Source organism: Maricaulis salignorans, assembly GCF_900103475.1.
Classification (GTDB): domain Bacteria; phylum Pseudomonadota; class Alphaproteobacteria; order Caulobacterales; family Maricaulaceae; genus Maricaulis; species Maricaulis salignorans.
The window spans coordinates 14833-38267 of sequence record NZ_FNHG01000018.1; the positions used below are offsets into that span (position 1 = coordinate 14833).

Genomic DNA, 23435 nt, shown 5'->3' on the forward strand with positions numbered 1-23435 from the left:
GCTCGCAACTGCCCTGCCTGACGGGCCCATCCTGCCGCAATCACTGAAATAACGCCGCCTTTTGCCCTTGCCCCAGAGGCCGGTGCGATCTAGCTTCCGCGCCAAATCGGGCAGGGGGCTGTTGCGGTGTTTTGATTCGTCCTGTGGCGTTTCACGACAGGCACCCCGGCGGATACCAGCCCGGTATCGGACGCAATCTGGCGAGGCCCGGCAATGGACGCGTTGCTTCTCGATTACCTGCCTATCTTGATTTTCTTTGGCATCGCGGCAGCTCTGGGTGTCGGCTTCATGGCCGCGGCCTTTGTGATCGCGCCCTCGAATCCTGACCCGGAAAAAGTCTCGACCTACGAATGCGGCTTTGAAGCCTTTGACGATGCGCGGATGAAATTCGACATCCGCTTCTACCTCGTCGCCATCCTGTTCATCATTTTCGACCTTGAAGTGGCCTTTCTCTTCCCGTGGGCGGTAACGCTGCGCGAGAGCCTCGGGGCATTCGAATTCTGGTCGATGATGGTCTTTCTCACCGTGCTCACGATCGGCTTTATCTATGAGCTGAAAAAGGGCGCGCTGGATTGGGAATGAAGCCATGACCTCAGACCTCACACCACCTGCTGGAATGGCCGGCCGCGCTGCGGTTCCCGGATATGATCCGAAGGCGCATGATCCCTTCTTCGACGGCGTCTCCGATGCGCTCGCCGACAAGGGTTTCGTCGTTGCCGCTGCCGATGATCTCGTCACCTGGGCCCGTACCGGCTCCCTGATGTGGATGACATTCGGTCTGGCGTGCTGCGCCGTGGAAATGATGCAGGCTGCGATGCCGCGCTATGATCTGGAGCGGTTCGGCTTTGCCCCGCGCGCCAGCCCGCGCCAGTCTGACGTGATGATCGTTGCCGGCACCTTGACCAACAAGATGGCGCCCGCCTTGCGCAAGGTCTACGACCAGATGCCCGAGCCGCGCTATGTCATCTCGATGGGTAGCTGCGCCAATGGCGGCGGGTATTATCACTACTCATACGCTGTCGTGCGTGGCTGTGACCGCATCGTGCCGGTCGACATCTATGTGCCCGGTTGCCCGCCCACCGCTGAAGCCCTCGTGTACGGAATTCTGCAATTGCAGAAGAAGATCCGCCGCGAAGGCTCGATCGAGCGCTAGGAGAGGACGAGATGAGCGAAGCCCTCACGACGCTAGGCGAGCATATCGCAGCGGCCCAGGATTCAGCCGTCAAGAGCTGGGATATCAGCTTTGGCGATCTGACGATCCACATCCACCGCGACCGCATCACCGATGTGCTGCGCTATCTGCGCGATGATCCGGCCTGCCGTTTCACGACGCTGATCGATCTGTGCGGCGTGGATTATCCGCAGCGCAGCGAGCGCTTCGATGTCGTCTATCACCTGCTCTCCATGCACCAGAACCAGCGCATTCGCGTCAAGCTGGCCACCGATGCCGAGACCTCGGTTGCCAGTGTGGCCGAGCTCTTCCCGGTCGCCGACTGGTATGAGCGTGAAGCCTTTGACATGTATGGCATCTCGTTCTCCGATCACCCGGATCTGCGCCGCATCCTCACCGATTACGGTTTTGAGGGGCATCCGCTGCGCAAGGATTTCCCGCTCTCGGGCTATGTCGAAGTGCGCTGGGATGACGAGCAGAAACGCGTCGTCTACGAGCCGGTCGAACTGGTCCAGGCCTATCGCGATTTCGATTTCATGAGCCCGTGGGAGGGTGCCAAATACATCCTTCCCGGCGACGAGAAGGCGGAGGGCTAGGTCATGGCTGACGACGCAACCAAATCCGCCCCACGCAATTTCACGATCAATTTCGGACCGCAGCATCCGGCCGCGCACGGTGTGTTGCGCCTGGTGCTCGAGCTCGACGGCGAAGTCGTCGAACGGGTCGATCCGCATATCGGTCTTCTGCATCGCGGCACCGAGAAGCTCTTGGAACACAAGACCTATCTCCAGGGCATCGGCTATTTCGACCGGCTCGACTATGTCGCGCCGATGAATCAGGAACACGCCTTCTGCATGGCGGCGGAGAAGCTGGCTGGCATCACCGTGCCCAAGCGCGGCGAGTATGTCCGCGTTCTGTATTGCGAGATCGGCCGCGTTCTCAATCACTTGCTGAATGTCACGACGCAGGCGCTGGATGTCGGCGCGCTGACCCCGCCGCTCTGGGGTTTTGAAGAGCGTGAAAAGCTCATGATCTTCTATGAGCGCGCATCGGGCAGCCGCATGCACGCGCATTACTTCCGTCCTGGCGGCGTGCATCAGGACCTGCCGCCGCAGCTGATCGCTGATATCCGCGCCTGGTGCCATCAATTCCCGGCCAAGCTCGACGATATCGATACGCTGCTGACCGAGAACCGCATTTTCAAACAGCGCAATGTCGATATCGGCGTTGTCACCAAGGAAGACGTGCTCGCCTGGGGTTTCTCCGGCGTGATGGTGCGCGGTTCCGGCCTGGCCTGGGATCTGCGCCGCTCGCAGCCCTATTCGGTCTATGACGAGCTCGATTTCCAGGTGCCGGTTGGCAAGAATGGCGATTGCTATGATCGCTATCTGTGCCGCATGGCCGAAATGCGCGAGAGTGTGAAAATCATGCTCCAGTGCTGCGACTGGCTGGAAAAACCGGAAAACCAGGGCGAAGTCCTGGCAACGGACAGCAAGTTCTCGCCGCCGCGCCGGGCCGAGATGAAGCGTTCGATGGAAGCGCTGATCCAGCACTTCAAGCTCTATACCGAGGGCGTGAAGGTGGAAGCGGGCGAATGCTATGTCGCCGTCGAGGCGCCGAAGGGCGAGTTCGGCGTCTATCTCGTCTCTGATGGCTCCAACAAGCCATACCGCGTCAAGATCCGCGCGCCGGGCTTTGCCCATCTCGCGGCGATGGATTTCATGAATAGGGGCCATATGCTGGCCGATGTCGCGGCGATCATCGGATCGCTCGATGTGGTGTTCGGGGAGATCGACCGATGAGCGTACGCCGTCTCGCCAAACAACAGCCGGACAGCTTCACCTTCAACGCGAAGAGCGAGAAGGAAATTGCGTTCTGGCTTGGGAAATATCCTGAAGCGCGCAAGGCTTCCGCCGTCATTCCCCTGCTCTGGATCGTCCAGAAGCAAGAGGGCTGGGTGTCTGAACCGGCCCTGCGCGTTGTCGCGGAACGGCTGGAAATGCCCTATATCCGCGTCTACGAAGTCGTCACCTTCTACACCATGTTCAACCTGGCTCCGGTCGGCGAACACCTGATCCAGGTCTGCGGCACGACGCCGTGCATGCTGCGTGGCTCGGAAGCGCTGATCAAGGTGTGCAAATCGCGCATTGGCGAAGCCGGCGAGATTTCCGGCGATGGCAAATTCACCTGGGTTGAAGTGGAATGCATGGGCGCCTGCGCCAATGGCCCGATGTTCCAGCTCGCCAACAAGGATGGCGATCATTACGTCGAAGACCTCGACGCGGCCAAGTTCGAGCAGATCCTCGATGATCTCGCCGCCGGCAAAGACATCAAATACGGCCCGCAGTCCGAGCGTAACGCCTCCGAGCCGCACGGCACCAAGGTGCTGACCGATCCGGCGCTGTATGACGGGTCGCGTGCCAAGAAGATCAAATTGCCCAATACCGGAAAAGCGGAGGCCAAATCATGACCCAGCTTCTCCAGGACAAGGATCGCATCTTCACCAATCTGTTCGGGCATCATGATGCCGGTCTCGAGGGTGCCAAACAGCGCGGCTGCTGGAATGGCACCAAGGAGATCCTTGAGCAGGGCCGTGACTGGATCATCGACAATATGAAAGCCTCCGGCCTGCGCGGCCGTGGCGGCGCCGGTTTCCCGACCGGTCTGAAATGGTCCTTCATGCCGAAGGAAGTGGGCGCGCGCCCGCATTATCTCGTCGTCAATGCCGACGAATCCGAGCCGGGCACCTGCAAGGATCGCGAGATCATGCGCCATGATCCGCATCTGCTGATCGAAGGCTGTCTGATCGCCTCCTTCGCGATGCAGGCGCATGCCTGTTACATTTACCTGCGCGGTGAATACGTCACCGAGCGCCTGGCGCTCGAGCGCGCCGTCAAGGAGGCCTATGAGGCCAAGCTGATCGGCGACAAGAATATCCATGGCTGGCCGTTCCACGTCTATATCCATCACGGCGCCGGCGCCTATATCTGCGGCGAAGAGACAGCCCTGCTCGAAAGCCTGGAAGGCAAAAAAGGCCAGCCGCGCATGAAGCCGCCATTCCCGGCCAATGCCGGCCTCTATGGCTGCCCGACCACCGTCAATAATGTCGAATCCATTGCTGTCGCCGGCACAATCCTGCGCCGCGGCGCCGAATGGTTCGCCAGCTTCGGGCGCGAGCGCAATGTCGGCACCAAGATCTTCTCGATCTCCGGCCATGTGAACAAGCCGTGCAATGTCGAAGAAGCGATGTCGATCCCGATGCGGGCCCTGATCGAGACCCATGCCGGCGGCGTGCGTGGCGGTTGGGACAATCTCAAGGCCGTCATCCCGGGCGGCTCCTCGGTCTCATTGCTGCCGAAACATATCTGCGACGACGTGCTGATGGATTTCGATGCCCTGCAGGCCCACAAGTCGGGCCTTGGCACCGCGGCCGTCATCGTGATGGACATGTCGACCGATGTCGTCAAAGCCATCGCGCGGATCTCTTACTTTTACCGCCATGAAAGCTGCGGCCAGTGCACGCCGTGCCGCGAAGGCACCGGCTGGATGTGGCGCGTGCTCGAACGCATGTCGCGCGGCGAATCTGAGATCTCCGAGATCGACATGCTGCTCGACGTCGCCGGCCAGGTCGAAGGTCACACGATCTGCGCCCTGGGTGATGCGGCTGCCTGGCCGGTCCAGGGCCTGATCCGGCATTTCCGTGGCGAGATCGAGTCCCGCATCAATAATTATCGCGCCGGCAAGCCGGTGTTTGTTTCGCAAGTAGCGGCGGAGTAGGGCGGGCGGTGAGAACTTTCCTCACATATGTTCTGGCAGTCCTCGCGATGGTGACATTGATCATCTTGCTGCGCATGGGCACTGCGTATCTGACCCTGGGGGTTGCTGGCGGGTCGGGTGAGGCTTGGCTGGGCGCTGTCAATTCCGCTGTCATGCTGGTGGGGGTTATCTTCAGTGGTGCCTGGTTCGCGTCTGAGGTGCTGGTTAGAAGTGTCGGGTTGCAGGAAACGCCATTCAGCATGATCGCGCGGGCGGTCAGCATCGTCTTGGTCCTGGCCGTCGGGGTGGCGATTGGCCGGGCCGGGGGCTTTGCCCAGGGGCTGTCTGATCTCGCCACCAGTTTTGCTCGCGCGGTACCCTACCTGGTCGGCGCAGCCGCCTGGGGCACAGTTTTTTGGTTACGGGCGCCTAGGCCCCAAACTGCAGGAGTCGCCGCATGAGCGCGATCCTGGCAGAAGGTTTTGTCCTCCTCCATGCATGGGGGAGGTGCCCCGAAGGGGCGGAGGGGGGGCTTGGCGCCCACCTCTCTTGCCCCCTCCGACCGCTACGCGGCCACCTCCCCCATAAATGGGTGAGGAAAGAGGCCATGTCCGTTTTCTCCGGAGAGCACACATCATGAGCGAAGATCTCCGCAAAATCATTATCGACGGCCAGGAAATCGAGGTTCCGACTTCCTACACGCTGTTGCAGGCCGCCGAGACTGCCGGGCGCGAAATTCCGCGTTTCTGCTATCACGAGCGCCTGTCGGTGGCCGGCAATTGCCGCATGTGTCTGGTCGAGCTGGTGGGGGCACCCAAACCGGCGGCCTCTTGCGCCATGCAGGTCAAGGATATGCGCGGCGGGCCGAATGGTGAGCCGCCGGCGATGAATACGCTGTCGCCGATGGTCAAGAAGGCGCGCGAAGGGGTGATGGAGTTTTTGCTCATCAACCACCCGCTCGATTGCCCGATCTGCGACCAGGGCGGCGAATGCGACCTGCAGGACCAGTCGATTGCCTATGGCCGTACCGGTTCGCGCTTCCCTGAAAACAAGCGCGCCGTCGAAGACAAATATATGGGTCCGATCGTCGCCACCGAGATGACGCGCTGCATCCAGTGCACGCGCTGCGTCCGCTTCGTCACCGAGATCGCCGGCGTGCCGGAAATCGGCATGATCGGCCGCGGTGAAGATGCCGAGATCACCACCTATCTGGAAAAGTCCATCACCTCGGAACTCTCCGGCAATGTGATCGATCTTTGCCCGGTCGGCGCGCTGACCTCCAAGCCTTACGCCTTCAACGCCCGCCCGTGGGAGCTGGAAAAGACCGAAACCATCGATGTGATGGATGCGGTCGGCTCGAATATTCGCGTCGATGCGCGCGGACCTGCGGTTTTGCGGATTCTCCCGCGCGTCCATGAGGGCGTGAATGAGGAATGGATTTCCGACAAGACGCGCTACGCCTGGGAAGGCCTCGGCCGCCAGCGTCTCGACAAGCCTTACGTCCGCGAAGCCGGCAAGCTGCGCGCCATCGCCTGGCCTGAAGCGCTGAAGATTGCTGCCGGCAAACTCTCCGGTGATGCCTCGAAAATCGGCGCCATTGCCGGTGATCTGTGCTCGGTCGAGGAAATGAAGGCCGCCAAGGACCTGTTCGATGCGCTTGGCGTCGTCTCCTATGATTGCCGCCAGGATGGCTCCAAGTTGAATTCGGGCAATCGCCAGGATTATCTCTTCAACACCACGATTGCCGGTATCGAAGAAGCCGATGCCATCCTCATCATCGGTGCCAATCCGCGCACCGAAGCAACGATGATCAATGCGCGCATCCGCAAGACCTGGCTCAATAATGACACCCAGGTGGGCCTGATCGGCGCGCCCGTCGATCTGACCTATCCCTATGAGCATGTCGGCACGTCTGCCGCCGATCTGGCGGGCCTGAAGAAGAAGCGCTCCGGCTTCATCAAGACGCTGAAAGACGCCAAGCGTCCGATGATCATTCTCGGTTCGGCCGCCCTGGCCGGCGCCGATGGCGAGCAGGTCCTGCGCGCCGCCGGTGAACTGGCCGCAGCGGTCGGTGCGGTGAGCGCTGACTGGAATGGTTTCAACGTCCTGCACACGGCGGCCAGCCGCGTCGGCGGTCTCGATCTCGGCTTCGTGCCGGGGACAGGCGGGCATGACGTTGCCGGCCTGCAATCGGCGAGCATGGACACCATCGTGCTGATGGGCGCCGACGAGCTCGACATGGCCAGCTTCGGCAAGGCCTTCGTGATCTATATCGGCAGCCATGGTGATGCCGGCGCCCACCGCGCCGATTTGATCCTGCCCGGCGCCGCCTGGACCGAACAGGACGGGATTTTCGTCAATACCGAGGGCCGGGTTCAGCTCGCCTCGCGTGCCGTCTTCCCGAAAGGCGATGCGAAAGAGAACTGGGCGATTTTCCGCGCCCTGTCCGAGCACCTCGGCAAGACCTTGCCGTATGACAATCTGGCGCAATTGCGCCGTCAATTGTTCGCCAGCCACGCCGTTTTCGCCGGGATTGATTATGCCCCGGGTAGCGATGACGCCGCCGAATTCGACGTCGCCAAGATTGGCGCGGCTGGCGATGTCGCCGATAGCGATTTCGGTGTCGCGGTGACGAATTTCTACTTTACCAACCCGATCGTGCGGGCCTCGAAGACGCTGGCGGAATGCTCCGCCATCGCCGCCGGGCCAGCCCAGGCTGCGGCGGAATGAGGATGGGGCTGATGATGAATTCTCGTACCGCTATCCTCGGTTTCCTGGCAGTGGCCGGGCTCGCCTTGACGGCGCCGCTGGCCCACGCCCAGACCCCGCGCGCCACGCTTGATGCCAGCACCGCCGGCACCATCATCGCGGCGTGCGAAGCCTATGCCGATGAGCACGCGCTGAAACTGACCATCGCGGTGTTCGATGAGGGCGCCAATCTGCAAGCCCTGTCGCGCATGGATGGCGCCATTCTCGCCTCGCTGGAGATTGCCCAGTGGAAGGGCCGCACCGCTGCGAATCTGGGCCAACTGACCGGTGGCCTGGGTGCAGCGGCACAGGACCGGCCCGAGATTTATCATGTGCCCGGATTGGCGACGCTGCAGGGCGGCGTCCCGATCCGCACGGCCGCCGGCGAACTGATCGGCGGCGTTGGCGCTTCCGGGGCCAGCTCGGCGGATGACGAAGCATGCGCGATGGCCGGCATTATGGCGGCTGGTTTGACCTATCAGCGGGCCGGGGCGGAGTAGAGGCATGGCAGACTTCATCACTCAATTCGGCATTTGGGGCGGGCTCGGCATGGCCGTGCTGCAGATCCTCGGCTTCACCATTGTCTTGCTGATCGCGCTGGCCTTCCTGCTGCTGATGGACCGCAAGGTCTGGGCCGCGGTGCAGATGCGCAAGGGCCCCAATGTGGTTGGCGCTTTCGGCCTGCTGCAATCCTTCGCGGATTTCTTCAAATTCGTGTTCAAGGAAATCGTCATTCCGGCCGGCGTTGATCGCCCGCTCTATATTCTCGCACCGCTGCTGACCCTGGTTCTGGCCTTTGCCACCTGGGCCGTGGTGCCGGTGGCACCGGGCTGGGTGATCTCGGACCTCAATGTCGGCCTGCTCTACCTGTTCGCGATGTCCTCGCTGGGTGTCTACGGCATCATTATCGGCGGCTGGGCCTCCAACTCGAAATTCCCTTTCCTGGCGGCGCTGCGTTCAGCGGCCCAGATGGTCTCCTATGAAGTCTCGATCGGCTTTGTCATCGTCACCGTGCTGCTGTTTGCCGGTTCGATGAATCTGACCGTCATCGTCGAGGCCCAGTCGGGCGGCTTCTGGAACTGGAATGTGCTCGCCGGCCGCGCCCTGTTTGAAGATGGCTGGCCGATGTTCCTGGTGATGATCCCGATGACGGTGATCTTCTTCATCTCGGCCCTGGCCGAGACCAACCGTCCGCCCTTCGATCTGGCGGAAGCGGAATCGGAACTCGTCGCCGGTTATCAGACCGAATATTCCTCGACGCCCTATCTGCTGTTCATGATCGGCGAATATCTCAACATCGTCCTGATGTGTGCGATGACGACGATCCTGTTCTTTGGTGGCTGGAATTCACCGATCGAGCTGGACACCACTGCCTGGCCATACCTGGCCTCGCATCTGTGGTACTTCTTCTGGTTCGCGATCAAGGTCGTCTTCTTCTTCTTCATGTTCGCCATGGTGAAGGCTCTCGTGCCACGCTATCGCTATGACCAGCTGATGCGTCTGGGCTGGAAGATCTTCCTGCCGACCTCGCTGGCCGCGGTCGCACTGGTCGGCGCCTACATCGTTTTCGGGGCACAGGGATAATCGTCATGGGACGTATTGAACAAACCATTCGCGGTGCCTTGTTGATGGACTTCTGGTCCGCCTTCGGGCTTGGCATGAAGTATTTCTTCGCCAAGAAAGCGACGCTGAACTACCCCTTCGAGAAAGGGCCGCTCAGCCCGCGTTTCCGGGGTCAGCACGCGCTGCGCCGCTACGCCAATGGCGAAGAGCGTTGCATCGCCTGCAAGCTGTGCGAAGCGATCTGCCCGGCCCAGGCCATCACGATCGAAGCCGAACCGCGCGAGGACGGCTCACGCCGCACCACGCGCTATGACATCGACATGACCAAGTGCATCTATTGCGGCTATTGCCAGGAAGCCTGCCCGGTCGACGCCATCGTCGAAGGGCCGAATTTCGAATTTGCCGTCGAGACGCGCGAAGAACTCTATTACGACAAGGCAAAACTGCTCGCGAACGGCGATCGCTGGGAACGGGAAATTGCCAAGAATCTGGAACTCGACGCGCCGTATCGCTGATACGGCCGTTATCTGAGAAGCAAGAGAACGGAAGAGGGCATCATGCTCGCAACACTGGCCTTCTGGGCCTTTTCCGGAGTGCTGATAGCGTCGGCCTTTATGGTCGTCATCGCGCGCAATCCGGTCAGGTCGGTTTTGTTCCTGATCCTCGCCTTCTTCTCGGCGGCGGGCCTGTTTGTCCTGCTTGGCGCGGAATTCCTCGCCATGCTGCTGATCGTTGTCTATGTCGGCGCGGTCGCGGTCTTGTTCCTGTTCGTGGTGATGATGCTCGACGTCAATTTCACCGAGCTGAAACAGGGCTTTTTGAGCTATCTCCCGCTCGGCGCCATCGTCGCGCTGATCCTCGCGGGCGAGCTGGTGATGATCGCGATGACCTGGCAGACCTCGCCGCAAGCCGAGGCGCTGCGCGCCGCGGCGACGCCGGAAGGGATGTCCAATCTCGAGGCGCTCGGTCTCATTCTCTACAATGATTACATATACTTCTTCCAGACTTCCGGTCTGGTTCTGCTGGTTGCCATGATCGGCGCCATCGTGCTGACCCTGCGTCACAAGTCCGGCGTCAAGCGCCAGAGCGTGACGGCCCAGGTCGGCCGCCGGCGCGAGGAAGCCATCGAGATGCTCGACATCAAACCAGGACAGGGGATTGGCGAATGATCGATATCGGTCTGGGACATTATCTCGCCGTTGCGGCGATCCTGTTCACGATTGGCGTGTTCGGGATTTTCGTGAACCGCAAGAACGTCATCATCCTGTTGATGTCGGTCGAGCTGATCCTGCTCTCGGTGAATGTGAACCTGGTGGCATTCTCCAGCTTTCTCGGCGATCTGGCCGGGCAGGTCTTTGCCCTGTTCGTGTTGACCGTCGCCGCCGCCGAGGCCGCCGTCGGTCTCGCCATTCTCGTCGTCTACTTCCGCAACCGGGGTGATATCTCGGTTGAGGGCGCCAATCTGATGAAGGGCTAAGGGGATTATGGCAGTTCTCATCGTCTTCGGTCCGCTGTTTGCCGCTGCCTTCGCAGGCCTGTTCGGCAATTTCATCGGTCACCGCGTCGCCCAGATCGTTACCACCGGCTTTGTCGTGGTGTCGGCCCTGTTGTCGATCGTGAATTTCTTTGACGTCGCCTATGGCGGCAATAGCCAGACCATTCACCTGGCGACCTGGATGTCGGTCGGCACTTTCGATGTCAGCTGGGCGATCAAGCTCGACACATTGTCATCGGTGATGCTGGTCGTGGTCACCAGCGTTGCCTCGCTGGTCCATATCTATTCCTGGGGCTATATGGCGAACGACCCGCACCGGTCGCGCTTCTTCGCCTATCTCTCGCTCTTCACCTTCGCCATGCTGGCGCTGGTGACGGCCGACAATTTCCTCCAGCTCTTCTTCGGCTGGGAAGGCGTTGGTCTGGCCTCCTATCTGCTGATCGGTTTCTGGTACAAGAAGAAGTCCGCCAATGACGCCGCGATCAAGGCCTTCGTGACCAACCGGGTTGGCGATTTCGGCTTTGCCATCGGCATTATGGCGCTCTTCCTGGTGTTCGGCTCGGTCAGCTTCAATGACGTCTTCGCCCAGGTCGGCGATCACACCGCGACGACGCTCGCCTTTGCTGGCATGGATATTCCGGCGATCGAACTGATTGCCATCCTGCTGTTTGTCGGCGCGATGGGTAAATCGGCGCAATTCTTCCTGCATGTCTGGCTGCCTGACGCGATGGAGGGGCCAACGCCGGTCTCCGCCCTGATCCACGCCGCCACCATGGTCACCGCCGGGGTTTTCCTGGTCTGCCGCTGTTTCCCGATTTTCGAACTGGCGCCGAATGCCTCCGCCTTCATCACCGTGATCGGGGCGCTGACGGCTTTCTTCGCGGCGACCGTCGGTCTGGCCCAGAATGATATCAAGCGCGTCATCGCCTATTCGACCTGTTCCCAGCTGGGCTACATGTTCTTCGCCGCCGGTCTCGGCCTCTACGGCGCGGCGATGTTCCACCTGTTCACGCACGCCTTCTTCAAGGCCTTGCTCTTCCTTGGATCCGGTTCGGTTATCCATGGTCTGCATGACGAGCAGGACATGCGAAAAATGGGCGGGCTCTACAAGATGATGCCGGCCACCTGGATCATGATGCTGATCGGTACGATTGCCCTGACCGGCGTCGGCCTGCCCTTCGCGGCGCTCGGCCTCGGTGTCCTGCCGGATCTCGGCTTTGCCGGCTTCTTCTCCAAGGATGCGATCATTGAAGGGGCCTATATGGCCGGCCAGCAGGGCATTGCCTTCGGCAATCTGGCTTTCTGGGTCGGTGTCATCGCGGCGCTTCTGACCAGCTTCTACTCCTGGCGCCTGATCTTCATGACGTTCAACGGCACCTTCCGGGGTGACAAGCACACCTTCGATCACGCCCATGATCCGCCATGGTCGATGATGGGCGCGCTCGTCGTGCTCGCCATCGGTGCGATCTTCGCCGGCGGTCTGATGAAGAATGATTTCATCGGCGGCAATTCGGCGCATTTCTGGAATGAAAGCCTGCCGGGAGCCGTTCACGGACCGGCTGTGGCCGGCGGTGATGCCGACAGTCATGGCGAAGTGGTGGCTCATGGCGAGCCTGCGGCACACGAACAGCCAGACAATGGCCATGCTGCGGCAGACGAGGGCGAGGCTCACGCGACAGGCGAACATCCGCCCGTCTGGGTCATCCTGGCGCCATTCGTCGTCACCCTGATCGGCTTCCTCGCCGCGATCTACGCCTATCTGATCAATGTCGGCATGGGCGCCCGGATTGCCGCGCGCGGCGGTCCGATCCACTCGCTTCTCTACAATAAATGGTATGTCGACGAGATTTACCATTTCATATTCGTGAGGGGCGCCAAGGGGTTGGGCGATGTCTTCTGGAAGTTCTTCGATGTGCGCATCATTGACGGCTTCGGCCCGAACGGGGTGGCTGGCATGACCTTCGCCGCCGCCAAACGCATCGCGAAGGCCCAGTCGGGATATGTCTATCACTATGCATTCGTGATGCTGATCGGCGTTCTGGGGCTGACCCTCTGGATTCTCGCCGGCGCAGGAGGCCAATAGCATGTTTTCCGAGCTCGATGCCTTCCTGTCGATTCTGACCTTCACACCGGCTATTGGCGCTGTAATCATTGCCGTTTTCCGGTTCGCCTCGCGTCCTGAAGACCAGGGCCTGATCGACAAGAATTCGCGCGTGGTGGCCCTCGGGGCGACCCTCGTCACCCTGTTGTTCGCCGGCCTGATGCTGCTCGAATTCGACCCGGCTGTTTCCGGCTTCCAATTCGTGCATGAGGTTGTCTGGCTTGAACAAATCGGCATGGGCTACCGCATGGGCGTCGACGGCATTTCGGTGCTCTTCGTCGTCCTGACCGCCTTCCTGATGCCGATCTGTATCCTGGCATCGGGCGCGATCGAAAAGCGCGTCGCCGATTACATGATCGCTTTCCTGCTGCTGGAAACCCTGATCCTGGGCGTCTTCACCGCACTCGATCTTGTTGTCTTCTATGTGTTTTTCGAAGGCGGCCTGATCCCGATGTTCCTCATCATCGGGGTCTGGGGCGGTCAGAACCGCGTCTATGCCGCGTTCAAATTCTTCCTCTACACCCTGCTGGGCTCCGTGCTCATGCTGGTGGCGATGATCTATATGTTCCTGCAGGCCGGAACGACCGACATCACCGTCCTGCTCGATACCGCCTTCACCCCGCAGGCCCAGACCTGGCTCTGGCTCGCCTTCTTCGCGTCCTTCGCGGTGAAGATGCCGATGTGGCCGGTCCATACCTGGCTACCCGATGCGCACGTCCAGGCACCGACCGCCGGTTCGGTCATTCTGGCCGGTGTGCTTTTGAAGATGGGCGGTTACGGCTTCCTGCGCTTTTCGCTGCCAATGTTCCCGGATGCCAGTGCCTATTTCGCGCCCATGGTTTTCGTGCTGTCGCTGATCGCGATCATCTATACCTCGCTGGTGGCTTTCCGTCAGACCGATATCAAGAAGCTGATTGCCTATTCCTCTGTCGCCCATATGGGTTTTGTGACGCTGGGCCTGTTCTCGATGAATATGCTCGGGGTGCAGGGCGCCATCTTCCAGATGATCTCCCACGGCTTCATCTCCTCGGCGCTCTTCCTGTGCGTCGGTGTCATCTATGACCGCATGCACACCCGCGAAATCGCCTTCTATGGCGGCGTCGTGCACAAGATGCCGGTCTATGCCGCCATTTTCGGCCTGTTCGCCATGGCCAATGTCGGCCTGCCGGGCACGTCCGGATTCATTGGCGAAATCATGACGATGATCGGTGGCTACCAGGTCGCCTGGTGGGTCGGTGCCGGCGCGGCTGTCGGCATTATCCTGTCGGCGGTCTATATGCTGACCGTCTATCGCGATGTTGTGTTCGGCGAGATCACCAATCCAAAACTCAACACGCTGACCGATCTCAACCGCACGGAATGGATCATTTTCGTGCCGCTGATCATCATGACGCTTCTGCTCGGCGTTTCCTCCACCCTGGTGACCGATATCACGGCCGCTTCGGTCGAGGCGCTGATCTCCAATTATGATGCGGCACTCGCCGCACCGGCTCAGTAAGAGGCCTGACATGACCGCGGATATGCTCTCCCACGACCTGTCGCTCCTGACACCGGAACTGATGCTGGCTGGCGGCGCCATGGCGTTGTTGATGCTCGGTGTTTTCCTCAAGGGGGCGGGCACACCGCGCCTGGTCCACCTGCTGACGATCGGGCTTCTGGTCGCGGCCGGTTTTGCCGCGCTCTTCCTGACCGGTGATGATGGCCAGGCCTTTGGCGGCGCCTTCGTGCTCGATGCACTGGCGAAATATTCCAAGGTCGCGATTACCCTGGCCGCTGCCGTCGCCCTGCTTCTGGCACTGCCGTATCTGGAATCGGAAAAACTCTCGAAGATCGAATTCCCGGTTCTCGTCGCGCTCGCCGTCACCGGCATGGTGATGATGGTTTCGGCCAATGATCTGATCTCGATGTATATGGCTGTCGAGCTGCAATCACTGGCGCTCTACGTGCTGGCAGCCTTCAATCGCGACAGCCTGCGCGCTTCGGAAGCGGGCCTGAAATATTTCGTCCTCGGCGCGCTGTCCTCCGGCCTGCTGCTGTACGGCGCCTCGCTGGTCTATGGCTTCAGCGGCTCGACCGGTTTCAACGAGATCGCCATTGCCGTCGCCGGTGAGCCGTCCATCGGCCTCATCTTCGGCCTGGTCTTCGTAATTTGTGGTCTGGCCTTCAAGGTCTCCGCTGCGCCCTTCCACATGTGGACGCCCGACGTTTATGAAGGCGCGCCCACGCCGGTCACGGCGCTGTTTGCCTCAGCCCCGAAAATGGCGGCCATTGTCTTGCTGGCGCGTGTCCTGCTTGAGCCATTCGGCGGCATGATCGACCAGTGGCGCGATGTGATCTGGATCATCGCCGTCCTGTCGATGGGTGTCGGTGCCTTCGGCGCCCTGACACAGCAAAATTTCAAACGCCTGATGGCCTATTCCTCGATCGGCAATATCGGCTATGCGCTGGTGGCCATCGCCGCGGCCAGCCAGACCGGTATCTGGGCGCTGCTGGTCTTCATGTCGCTCTACATGATCTCCGTGGTCGGTACGTTCGGCGCGATGCTGTCGATGCGGACCCGCGAGGGCATGGTCGAACAGATCTCGGATCTGGCCGGTCTGGCGCAGACCAATCCGGGGCTGGGCTGGTCCTTGACCGCGCTGATGTTCTCGATTGGCGGTCTGCCCTTCTTCGTCGGCTTCTTCGGCAAATTCTTTGTCGTCTTCTCGGCGGTCCAGTCCGACCTTCTCATCCTTGCGGTATTGGCGGTGCTCTTCAGTGTCGTTAGCGCGGCCTATTATCTGCGCATCATCAAGGTGATGTGGTTCGATGCGCCGGAAGTGAATTTCGTGCAGCCGGCGATGAGCATTTACTGGGTCACCCGCGTGGCTGGCTGGTCGACCTTGCTGCTGCTGCCAGCGCTCGGCTGGATGGTCTACCGGGCCTTCAGTGTTGGCCTGGACGTGCTCTAGACATTGACCGCGCTTGCGCCCCGGATCGAATGGCTCGAAGAGACCGGGTCGACCAATGCAGATGCGCGCGAGCGCGCCATGGCGGGTGAGCGCGGCCCGGTCTGGATTGCCGCGCAGCGCCAGACAGCCGGCCGTGGCCGGCGCGGCCGCGACTGGCACAGTCTCGACGGTAACCTGTTCACCAGCGGGCTTTATGTGTTCGACCGTCCGCCCGGGCAGGCGGCGCAATTATCCTTCATCGCCGCGCTCGCGGTCGCCGCAGTCTGTGATGCGGCACTGGGCGATGCTGGACGGACGCGGCTGAAATGGCCCAATGATGTGCTGGTCGATGGCCGCAAGGTGGCCGGCATCCTGCTCGAATCCGGCGCGGCGCCAGGCGGCGGGCTCTGGCTCGCCATCGGTATCGGAATCAATCTCGTCGCGGCGCCTGAGGATACGGAACGGCCGGCGATCAGCTTGGGACAGGTCGGAGGACCGCTGGACCGTGACGCCGCCCTGGCCGTGCTCGCCGAGGCTTTCGACCGGGAGTTCCAGTCGTGGATGCGCAACGGTTTCGGGGGCGTGCGCGATCACTGGCTGGCGCGCGCGCACGGGCTCGGTGAACGGTGCCTGGTTCGCCTCGCCAACGAGACCCTTGAGGGGAGTTTCGGCGATCTCGGACTCGATGGCGCGCTGCGGCTCGACTTGGCGTCGGGCCAGCACAGGTATATCTCGGCGGGCGAAGTGTTTTTCCCGGCGGCGGGATAGGAGAGCCAGACATGCTGCTCGCGATCGACTGCGGCAATACCAATATCCTGTTCGGCATCCATGATGGCGTCGACTGGCGCGCCCAGTGGCGCGCCGGGACCGAGAGCACGCGCACGGCGGATGAGCACGCCGTCTGGCTGTCGCAACTTATGTCCCTGCAGGGTTTCAAATTCTCCGACATCAATGCCTGTGTGATCTCGACCGTGGTGCCGCAAGCCCTGTTCAATCTGCGCAATCTGGCGCGCCGCTATTGCGAGTGCGAGCCGGTTATCGTCGGCGAACCCGGCGTCCGGCTGGATATCGAGGTCCGGCTCGACCGGCCGCAGGATGCCGGTGCCGACCGTCTGGTCAATGCGCTGGGCGCGCGCGCCCGCTATTCAGGTGCCCTGATTGTGATCGATAGCGGCACGGCGACGACCTTCGATGTCATCGCGGCTGATGGCGCCTTTGAGGGCGGCATTATTGCGCCGGGCATCAACCTGTCCATGCAGGCCCTGCACGGCGCGGCGGCGAAATTGCCGCGCGTGGCGATCGCCAAGCCGGAGCGCGTCATGGGCAAGGATACGGTCAGCGCCATGCAGTCCGGCGTGTTCTGGGGCTATATCGATCTCATCGACGGGCTTGTCGAACGGCTCAAGGCTGAGTATGGCCAACCCATGACGGTGATCGCAACGGGCGGCGTGGTTTCGCTCTTCGACGGCGCGTCCCGGACGATCGAGCATTACGATCCCGATCTCACCATCCGAGGCCTGCTGGAGGTCTGGAAACTCAATGGCGGTGCCAATTGACCGATAGCATGTATTTTCTGCCACTGGGCGGATCCAACGAAATTGGCATGAACCTGAATCTCTTCGGCTATGGGCCGGAAGAGAATCGCAAATGGATCATCGTTGATTGCGGTGTGACCTTCGGTGATCTCTCGACCCCCGGCGTCGATCTGATCATGCCCGATCCGGAATTCATCGCGGAACGCCGCGGTGATCTCGTTGGCATGGTGCTGACGCATGCCCATGAAGACCATATGGGCGCTGTGGCGCATCTCTGGCGCAAGCTGCGCTGTCCGATCTGGGCAACGCCTTTCACGGCCTGGCTGGTGCGTGACCGCCTGCGCGAGCATGGTCTGCTCGATGCGGTGACCCTGCATGAAGTCGGGCTCGACAGCCGTTTCAATGTCGGCCCGTTCGACTGCCAGATGATCACGCTGACCCATTCCATTCCCGAGCCCAATGGCCTGGCGATCCGTACCCCGGCCGGCCTGGTCCTGCACACGGGTGACTGGAAGATCGATCCCGATCCGCTGATCGGCGAAGCGACCGATATCAAGGCGATTACCGCGCTGGGTGAAGAAGGCGTGCTCGCAATGATTTGCGACAGCACCAATGTCTTCTCCGAGGGCGAATCCGGCTCGGAAGCCGATGTCCGCGACGAGTTGATCAAGGTCGTCGGCGAGCACAAGGGCAGGGTGGCGATTGCCGCCTTCGCTTCCAATGTCGCGCGCCTGCAATCGGCGATCGAGGCGGCGGAGGCCAATGGCCGCCGTGTCTGCCTGGTTGGCCGCTCCATGCACCGCATGACAGCTGCCGCGAAGGCTGTCGGCATGCTCTCGCATGTGCAGGACTTCGTCAGCGAGGAAGAGGCGGTCACCTATCAGAAGAACCGCATTCTCTATCTGTGCACCGGCAGCCAGGGCGAGGAGCGCGCGGCGCTGTCGCGTATCGCGGCGGGCAATCACCGCAATGTCACCCTGACCAAGGGCGATACCGTGATCTTCTCCAGCCGGGTCATTCCGGGCAATGAAGTCGGGATTTTCGAGCTGCAGAACCAGTTGGCCGAAAAAGGCGTCGACATCATCACCGAGCGCGACCGGCCGATCCATGTCTCCGGCCATCCATGCCGCGGCGAGCTGGCGCAAATGTATGCCTGGGCCAAGCCCAGCGTCGCCATCCCGGTGCATGGCGAACGCCGTCACCTGCTCGAGCACGCCGCCTATGCGCGCCAGCTTCAGGTGCCGCACTCCGTCTCCGTGCGCAATGGCGACATGGTCGAGATCCGTTCCGACGGCACGGCCTCAATCATTGATGAAGCCCCGGCCCGGCGTCTGCATCTGGACGGCAAATTCCTCACGCCCTCGGATGCGACATCGATGCGCGAACGGCGCCGCCTGGCGTCCAGCGGTTATATTGTTGTCGCGCTCGCGGTTGACGCCAAGGGCCGCCTGATTTCCGGACCGGATATCAAGCAGGCCGGCCTGGCCGAGAGTGCCGATTTCTCGATTGATGATTTCCTCGATGCGCTCGAGACCTCGGCCGAGGAATGCTTCGAAAAACTGCATCCGCGCGTCAAGAAGGACGAGGACCAGATCGAGGAAGAAATCCGCCGCGCGGTCCGCCGCACGGCCTCGGGCATCTGGGGCAAGAAGCCGATGGTCGATGTGATGGTCTTGGCGGTTTAGGGAGAAGGTGATGCAGGTCGGACGTCTCAATCATGTCGGGGTCGCGGTGCCGGATATCGAGGCCGCCAAGCAGACCTATGCCAATCTCTACGGCGCCACCGAAGCGACCGAGACGCGGGATTTCCCGCATCTTGGTGTTCGCGTCGCCTTCGTGAAACTGGCCAATTCCGAGATTGAATTGCTCGAACCGCTCGGGGCGACAAGCCCGGTGCACAAATTTCTCGAGCGCAATCCCAAGGGCGGCCAGCACCATCTCTGCTTTGAAGTGCCCGACATCATCGCCGCGCGCGACGACATGCGGGCCAAGGGCGCGACAGTGCTCGGCACCGGCGAGCCCTATGTCGGCGCCCATGGCGTGCCGGTCATCTTCATCCACCCCAAGGATAGCTGCGGCCTGTTGATCGAGCTGATGCAGGAGCCGGCGCGATGATGAAATGGCTCGCCCGCGGCGCGGTAGCTCTGGCCGGCCTGCTCTGGCTGTCACGCTTCTTCATCCGCGATGGCGGTGTCGGCATCGTCAATGGCGTTGTGGTCTTCACCCTGATCTGGTGGATCCTGCTCTTCACCATGCTGCCGATCGGCGTCACCAGCCAGCAAGAGGATGGTGATGTCGTGGCCGGCAGCGAGCCGGGCGCACCCAGCCGCCCCAATCTGGCGAAGAAATTGTGGTGGACGACAGCGATCACATCCGGCCTCTGGGTCGGCTATTTCTTCCTGATGCTCAGCGGTGTGCTGGAACAGCTCATTCCGCATGGCGGTCACTGGTAGCCCTATCCCGGACTGCTGTGGCAAGCGGGGACGCAGCTTGTAATCCCTGACAGACCCGCTCTAATGATATTCAAGCCCTCCGACACGGATACCGATTCATGCGCTTGTCCCGATTTTTCCTGCCCGTCCTGAAGGAAACGCCTTCGGACGCGGAGATTATCTCCCATCAGCTGATGCTGCGCGCCGGCATGATCCGCCAGCAGAGCGCCGGGATTTACACCTGGCTGCCGCTGGGCTGGAAAGTCCTGCAGAAGATAGAGCAGATCGTGCGCGAGGAACAGAACCGCGCCGGGGCCGTGGAAATGTTGATGCCGACCCTGCAATCGGCCGATCTGTGGCGCGAAAGCGGGCGCTATGATGATTACGGCCAGGAGATGCTGCGCATCACCGACCGCAAGAAGCGCGACATGCTCTACGGGCCGACCAATGAGGAAATGATCACGGATATTTTCCGCAGTTATTGCCGCTCCTACAAGGACGTGCCCAAGCTGCTCTATCATATCCAGTGGAAATTCCGCGACGAGATCCGGCCGCGTTTCGGCGTCATGCGCGGACGCGAATTCCTGATGAAGGATACTTATTCCTTCGACACGGATGAGGCGGCGGCCCGCAAATCCTATAACCGCATGTTCATCGCCTATCTCAACACCTTCACGCGGCTTGGCCTGAAGGCTGTGCCGATGCGGGCCGATACCGGGCCGATTGGCGGCGATCTCTCGCACGAATTCATCGTTCTGGCCGAAACCGGCGAGAGCGAGGTTTTCTGCCATGCCGATCTGGTCGAGATGGGGGCACCCGGCGCGAGCGTTGATTTCGATGGCGATCTGCAGCCGCTGGTCGATCAGCGCACCGCGCTCTATGCCGCGACCGAGGAAATGCATGACCCGGCCGCCTTCGCGGCTGTGCCCAAGCACCGGCAATTATCGGCCCGCGGTATCGAAGTTGGCCATATCTTCAATTTCGGCACCAAATATTCCGAACCGATGAAGGCCAATCTGACCCATCCCGATGGTCAGGACCGTCCGGTGCATATGGGGTCCTACGGCGTTGGCGTCTCGCGCCTGTTTGGCGCCATCATTGAAGCGCACCACGACGAGAAGGGCTGTATCTGGCCCGACAGCGTGGCGCCATTTGATCTCGGCATCATCAATATGCGGGCCGGCGACGGGGCCTGCGACAGCGCCTGCGACGGTGCCTATGCCAGCCTTGTGGCGGCCGGGCTCGACCCGCTCTATGACGATACCGATAACCGCGCCGGGGCGAAATTCGCCACCGCCGATCTGATCGGCCTGCCTTACCAGCTGGTGGTTGGGCCGCGCGGTCTGAAAGAGGGCAAGGTCGAGGTCAAGATCCGCCGCAGCGGCGAAACCCATGAATTATCCCTCGAGGATGCGGTCGCGCGCCTGGCGGCGAAAGACTTTGCCAATGGCTGAGGCTCCGCCGATCGATCCGGGCGGCGCCATGCCGTTCAGCCCCTATGAGTTCCAGATCGCGACGCGCTATCTGCGTACCAAGCGCAAGAATGGCGGCGTCGCCCTGATCGCGATGATTTCCTTTGCCGGGATCGCACTGGCGGTGACCGGGCTGATCGCCGTGATGTCGATCATGAATGGTTTCCGCAATGAGCTGTTCAGCCAGCTCCTTGGCTTCCAGCCGCATGTTTTTGTTGATACGCGCCTGATCGAGCCGGATGAAATAGACTCTCTGGTCGCCGAGATCGAAGCGATGGCCGGCGTGAAGAGTGCCGACCCCGTCGTGCAGGGCCAGGTCATGGCCTCGACCGATCAATACGAGACCTTCCTGCAAGTCCTCTCGATCAGCCCGGCCGATCTGGCCGCGCTGGATGTGGTGAGCAGCGGCGATGATCCGCGCAGCCAGACTGGCATTACACATGGATCCATCGAGGCGTTTGGCGCCGGCCGCAATGGCGGCGATGTCATCGTGCTGGGAACCGGTGTGGCGCGGCGTCTGAATGTCAATGTCGGCGATTACGTGACCTTCCTGACGGCACGCGGTGCTGCGACCTCCTTCGGTGTCGCGCCGCGGCGCAAATCCTATTATGTCGGGGCCTTGCTGGCGGCCGGCGTTTCGACCATTGATGACGCGATTGCCTTCATGCCTCTCGATCAGGGTCAGCTCTTTTTCGGGCGCGAGACCGCGGTCGACATGATCCAGGTCCGGCTCGACGACCCCCAGCTCGCCGCGAGCTTTGTTGACCCGATTGCGGCGATTATCGGCTCCAATGCCGTCGTTTATGATTACACGCGGCTGGATCCGGCCTTTTACAATGCCCTGCAATTCGAACGCTCGGCGATGCGCCTGGTGATGACCATCGTTATCGCGATTGCGGCGCTGAACATCATTTCCGGCCTCGTCATGCTGGTGAAGAACAAGAGCCGGGATATTGCCATCCTGCGCACGATGGGGGCGACCCAGGCTTCGGTGCTGCGGATATTCCTGATCGTCGGCGCCAGTATTGGCATGCTCGGCACCCTGGCCGGGATCATCCTGGGGATTTTGTTCGTGATCAATGTCGGACCGATCCAGGACTTCATCACCTGGGTCACCGGCGCCCAGGTCTGGGATCCGAGTGTTTATTACCTTTATCGCATTCCAGCCGATCTGGACTGGGGTGAGGTGGCCTTTGTCTCCCTCTTCGGTCTGGCTGTCTCCCTGCTGGTGACGCTGCCGCCAGCCTGGCGCGCGGCCCGGCTCGATCCTGTCGAGGCGCTGCGCTATGAGTGAACCGGTTCTGGAATTGCGCAATATCGAGCGCACCTATGTCACCGAGGCCGACGAGCTGCACGTTCTGCGCGGCGTCAATCTTGTGCTGATGCCCGGCGAGATCGTCGGCCTGGTCGGCCCATCCGGTTCGGGCAAGTCATCCCTGCTGCATGCGGCCGGCTTGCTGGAACGACCCGATAGCGGCGAAGTCTTGATTGGCGGCGTCCCGACGCGCGACATGCCGGACCGTCTGCGCACGGCAGTGCGCCGACGCGATATCGGTTTCGTCTATCAGTTTCACCATTTGCTGCCCGAATTTGACGCGCGCGAGAATATCGTCCTGCCGCAATTGATTGCCGGCGTCTCGCAGCGACGTGCCGTCGAGCGCGCCGACCACCTTCTGGCCATGCTTGGCCTGAGCGAGCGGGCGTGCCATCAACCGGCCCAGCTGTCCGGCGGTGAACAGCAGCGCGTTGCCATTGCGCGGGCACTGGCGAATTCGCCGCGCGTCCTGCTGGCCGATGAGCCGACCGGCAATCTCGATCCGGCGACGTCTTCAACGGTGTTTGAGGCCTTGCGCAATACGGTAAGAGAGCAGGGGGCTGCCGCCCTGGTGGCGACCCATAATCATGACATCGCCGAGCGTATGGACCGTGTTGTGACCTTCGCCGACGGCCAGCTCACCGCCTATACCGGCCCCTGAATTTTCCTGACCGAGACCGAATCTGTTCGCGTTCCGCTTGACGTTCCGTGTTTTTCATGAAAAGAACAAAACATGAACACGCAAACGGAGGGGTTCAATATGCGTCGTATGGTTCAGGATATCTCGGCCGCCACCGCCATTCTCGGTTTCACCTGGATGATCACCATGTGGGGATCGGTTCTCGGCTCGGTCTGATCGCGTTAGAGTTCCGGATTCGCGGCGCGGGGTGCGCGCCGGTTTCTGGATGGTTTGACGG

General features: G+C 61.4%; 24 protein-coding genes. All 24 read left to right on the plus strand.

All coding sequences use genetic code 11. The annotated features are described in order from the left end of the window. The first annotated feature begins 213 nt into the window (after positions 1–213). The 24 genes from BLT42_RS12405 to BLT42_RS12520 all read left to right on the plus strand — a co-directional run bounded on the left by BLT42_RS12405 (position 214) and on the right by BLT42_RS12520 (position 23179). Complete coding sequence (locus BLT42_RS12405; protein WP_091771263.1) at positions 214–582, plus strand: NADH-quinone oxidoreductase subunit A; 369 nt, start codon at positions 214–216, stop codon at positions 580–582. Positions 583–586: 4 nt separating this feature from the next. Further along, a complete protein-coding gene (locus BLT42_RS12410) occupies positions 587–1153 on the plus strand; it encodes a NuoB/complex I 20 kDa subunit family protein (protein WP_091771265.1) in 567 nt (188 codons plus the stop codon). 11 nt (positions 1154–1164) lie between these two features. After that, complete coding sequence (locus tag BLT42_RS12415) at positions 1165–1767, plus strand: NADH-quinone oxidoreductase subunit C (protein ID WP_091771267.1); 603 nt, start codon at positions 1165–1167, stop codon at positions 1765–1767. Between the two features lie 3 nt (positions 1768–1770). After that, positions 1771–2973 carry an NADH-quinone oxidoreductase subunit D gene (locus BLT42_RS12420; RefSeq protein ID WP_091771269.1) on the plus strand — a complete coding sequence of 401 codons (1203 nt, stop codon included), beginning with the start codon at positions 1771–1773 and terminating at the stop codon, positions 2971–2973. Then, positions 2970–3641: an NADH-quinone oxidoreductase subunit NuoE gene (nuoE, locus tag BLT42_RS12425; RefSeq protein ID WP_091771271.1), complete on the plus strand. Its 672-nt coding sequence runs from the start codon at positions 2970–2972 to the stop codon at positions 3639–3641. Before BLT42_RS12420 ends, nuoE begins: the two co-directional genes overlap by 4 nt. After that, a complete protein-coding gene (gene nuoF / locus BLT42_RS12430; protein WP_091771273.1) occupies positions 3638–4948 on the plus strand; it encodes an NADH-quinone oxidoreductase subunit NuoF in 1311 nt (436 codons plus the stop codon). The genes nuoE and nuoF overlap by 4 nt, the downstream gene beginning before the upstream one ends. Before the next feature lie 47 nt (positions 4949–4995). Continuing rightward, positions 4996–5388 carry a hypothetical protein gene (locus tag BLT42_RS12435; RefSeq protein ID WP_091771275.1) on the plus strand — a complete coding sequence of 131 codons (393 nt, stop codon included), beginning with the start codon at positions 4996–4998 and terminating at the stop codon, positions 5386–5388. A 175-nt stretch (positions 5389–5563) separates the two neighbouring features. Next, a complete protein-coding gene (gene nuoG, locus BLT42_RS12440) occupies positions 5564–7657 on the plus strand; it encodes an NADH-quinone oxidoreductase subunit NuoG (RefSeq protein WP_091771277.1) in 2094 nt (697 codons plus the stop codon). Between the two features lie 11 nt (positions 7658–7668). After that, complete coding sequence (locus BLT42_RS12445; protein WP_176780355.1) at positions 7669–8175, plus strand: GlcG/HbpS family heme-binding protein; 507 nt, start codon at positions 7669–7671, stop codon at positions 8173–8175. Positions 8176–8179: 4 nt separating this feature from the next. After that, a complete protein-coding gene (gene nuoH / locus BLT42_RS12450; RefSeq protein WP_091771281.1) occupies positions 8180–9259 on the plus strand; it encodes an NADH-quinone oxidoreductase subunit NuoH in 1080 nt (359 codons plus the stop codon). A 5-nt stretch (positions 9260–9264) separates the two neighbouring features. Continuing rightward, positions 9265–9753: an NADH-quinone oxidoreductase subunit NuoI gene (gene nuoI, locus BLT42_RS12455; protein ID WP_091771283.1), complete on the plus strand. Its 489-nt coding sequence runs from the start codon at positions 9265–9267 to the stop codon at positions 9751–9753. A gap of 42 nt (positions 9754–9795) precedes the next feature. Further along, positions 9796–10407, plus strand: a complete 612-nt coding sequence (locus tag BLT42_RS12460) for an NADH-quinone oxidoreductase subunit J (protein WP_176780356.1) — start codon at positions 9796–9798, stop codon at positions 10405–10407. Beyond that, the gene (gene nuoK / locus BLT42_RS12465; RefSeq protein WP_091771351.1) at positions 10407–10715 is read left to right on the plus strand and encodes an NADH-quinone oxidoreductase subunit NuoK; all 309 of its coding nucleotides are present in this window, start codon (positions 10407–10409) and stop codon (positions 10713–10715) included. The genes BLT42_RS12460 and nuoK overlap by 1 nt, the downstream gene beginning before the upstream one ends. A gap of 7 nt (positions 10716–10722) precedes the next feature. Continuing rightward, on the plus strand, positions 10723–12816 hold the full coding sequence (gene nuoL / locus BLT42_RS12470; RefSeq protein WP_091771287.1) for an NADH-quinone oxidoreductase subunit L: 2094 nt from the start codon (positions 10723–10725) through the stop codon (positions 12814–12816). Position 12817: 1 nt separating this feature from the next. Beyond that, positions 12818–14332: an NADH-quinone oxidoreductase subunit M gene (locus BLT42_RS12475; protein ID WP_091771289.1), complete on the plus strand. Its 1515-nt coding sequence runs from the start codon at positions 12818–12820 to the stop codon at positions 14330–14332. Between the two features lie 10 nt (positions 14333–14342). Next, the gene (gene nuoN / locus BLT42_RS12480; RefSeq protein WP_091771353.1) at positions 14343–15785 is read left to right on the plus strand and encodes an NADH-quinone oxidoreductase subunit NuoN; all 1443 of its coding nucleotides are present in this window, start codon (positions 14343–14345) and stop codon (positions 15783–15785) included. Positions 15786–15788: 3 nt separating this feature from the next. Next, a complete protein-coding gene (locus BLT42_RS12485; RefSeq protein ID WP_091771291.1) occupies positions 15789–16532 on the plus strand; it encodes a biotin--[acetyl-CoA-carboxylase] ligase in 744 nt (247 codons plus the stop codon). Between the two features lie 11 nt (positions 16533–16543). Continuing rightward, positions 16544–17320, plus strand: a complete 777-nt coding sequence (locus BLT42_RS12490) for a type III pantothenate kinase (RefSeq protein ID WP_091771293.1) — start codon at positions 16544–16546, stop codon at positions 17318–17320. A gap of 47 nt (positions 17321–17367) precedes the next feature. Beyond that, positions 17368–18984, plus strand: coding sequence for a ribonuclease J (locus BLT42_RS12495; protein ID WP_091771355.1), 1617 nt, complete (start codon positions 17368–17370; stop codon positions 18982–18984). A gap of 10 nt (positions 18985–18994) precedes the next feature. Continuing rightward, positions 18995–19414, plus strand: a complete 420-nt coding sequence (gene mce, locus BLT42_RS12500; RefSeq protein WP_091771295.1) for a methylmalonyl-CoA epimerase — start codon at positions 18995–18997, stop codon at positions 19412–19414. Next, a complete protein-coding gene (locus BLT42_RS12505) occupies positions 19411–19752 on the plus strand; it encodes a DUF1467 family protein (protein WP_233342476.1) in 342 nt (113 codons plus the stop codon). The genes mce and BLT42_RS12505 overlap by 4 nt, the downstream gene beginning before the upstream one ends. Before the next feature lie 98 nt (positions 19753–19850). Further along, positions 19851–21185: a proline--tRNA ligase gene (gene proS / locus BLT42_RS12510; protein ID WP_091771299.1), complete on the plus strand. Its 1335-nt coding sequence runs from the start codon at positions 19851–19853 to the stop codon at positions 21183–21185. Continuing rightward, positions 21178–22497 carry a lipoprotein-releasing ABC transporter permease subunit gene (locus tag BLT42_RS12515; protein ID WP_091771301.1) on the plus strand — a complete coding sequence of 440 codons (1320 nt, stop codon included), beginning with the start codon at positions 21178–21180 and terminating at the stop codon, positions 22495–22497. The genes proS and BLT42_RS12515 overlap by 8 nt, the downstream gene beginning before the upstream one ends. Then, positions 22490–23179, plus strand: coding sequence for an ABC transporter ATP-binding protein (locus tag BLT42_RS12520; protein WP_091771303.1), 690 nt, complete (start codon positions 22490–22492; stop codon positions 23177–23179). The genes BLT42_RS12515 and BLT42_RS12520 overlap by 8 nt, the downstream gene beginning before the upstream one ends. The last annotated feature ends 256 nt before the right edge of the window (positions 23180–23435 follow it).

Coding starts and splice junctions, on each gene's coding strand:
- BLT42_RS12415 (WP_091771267.1), top strand. CDS start 1,165: ATGAGCGAAGCCCTCACGACGCTAGGCGAGCATATCGCAGCGGCCCAG.
- BLT42_RS12495 (WP_091771355.1), top strand. CDS start 17,368: ATGAACCTGAATCTCTTCGGCTATGGGCCGGAAGAGAATCGCAAATGG.
- BLT42_RS12490 (WP_091771293.1), top strand. CDS start 16,544: ATGCTGCTCGCGATCGACTGCGGCAATACCAATATCCTGTTCGGCATC.
- mce (WP_091771295.1), top strand. CDS start 18,995: ATGCAGGTCGGACGTCTCAATCATGTCGGGGTCGCGGTGCCGGATATC.
- BLT42_RS12410 (WP_091771265.1), top strand. CDS start 587: ATGACCTCAGACCTCACACCACCTGCTGGAATGGCCGGCCGCGCTGCG.
- nuoI (WP_091771283.1), top strand. CDS start 9,265: ATGGGACGTATTGAACAAACCATTCGCGGTGCCTTGTTGATGGACTTC.
- nuoN (WP_091771353.1), top strand. CDS start 14,343: ATGACCGCGGATATGCTCTCCCACGACCTGTCGCTCCTGACACCGGAA.
- BLT42_RS12505 (WP_233342476.1), top strand. CDS start 19,411: ATGATGAAATGGCTCGCCCGCGGCGCGGTAGCTCTGGCCGGCCTGCTC.
- nuoE (WP_091771271.1), top strand. CDS start 2,970: ATGAGCGTACGCCGTCTCGCCAAACAACAGCCGGACAGCTTCACCTTC.
- nuoF (WP_091771273.1), top strand. CDS start 3,638: ATGACCCAGCTTCTCCAGGACAAGGATCGCATCTTCACCAATCTGTTC.
- proS (WP_091771299.1), top strand. CDS start 19,851: ATGCGCTTGTCCCGATTTTTCCTGCCCGTCCTGAAGGAAACGCCTTCG.
- BLT42_RS12515 (WP_091771301.1), top strand. CDS start 21,178: ATGGCTGAGGCTCCGCCGATCGATCCGGGCGGCGCCATGCCGTTCAGC.
- BLT42_RS12405 (WP_091771263.1), top strand. CDS start 214: ATGGACGCGTTGCTTCTCGATTACCTGCCTATCTTGATTTTCTTTGGC.
- nuoG (WP_091771277.1), top strand. CDS start 5,564: ATGAGCGAAGATCTCCGCAAAATCATTATCGACGGCCAGGAAATCGAG.
- BLT42_RS12420 (WP_091771269.1), top strand. CDS start 1,771: ATGGCTGACGACGCAACCAAATCCGCCCCACGCAATTTCACGATCAAT.
- BLT42_RS12445 (WP_176780355.1), top strand. CDS start 7,669: ATGATGAATTCTCGTACCGCTATCCTCGGTTTCCTGGCAGTGGCCGGG.
- nuoL (WP_091771287.1), top strand. CDS start 10,723: ATGGCAGTTCTCATCGTCTTCGGTCCGCTGTTTGCCGCTGCCTTCGCA.
- BLT42_RS12435 (WP_091771275.1), top strand. CDS start 4,996: ATGGTGACATTGATCATCTTGCTGCGCATGGGCACTGCGTATCTGACC.
- BLT42_RS12460 (WP_176780356.1), top strand. CDS start 9,796: ATGCTCGCAACACTGGCCTTCTGGGCCTTTTCCGGAGTGCTGATAGCG.
- BLT42_RS12520 (WP_091771303.1), top strand. CDS start 22,490: ATGAGTGAACCGGTTCTGGAATTGCGCAATATCGAGCGCACCTATGTC.
- nuoH (WP_091771281.1), top strand. CDS start 8,180: ATGGCAGACTTCATCACTCAATTCGGCATTTGGGGCGGGCTCGGCATG.
- BLT42_RS12475 (WP_091771289.1), top strand. CDS start 12,818: ATGTTTTCCGAGCTCGATGCCTTCCTGTCGATTCTGACCTTCACACCG.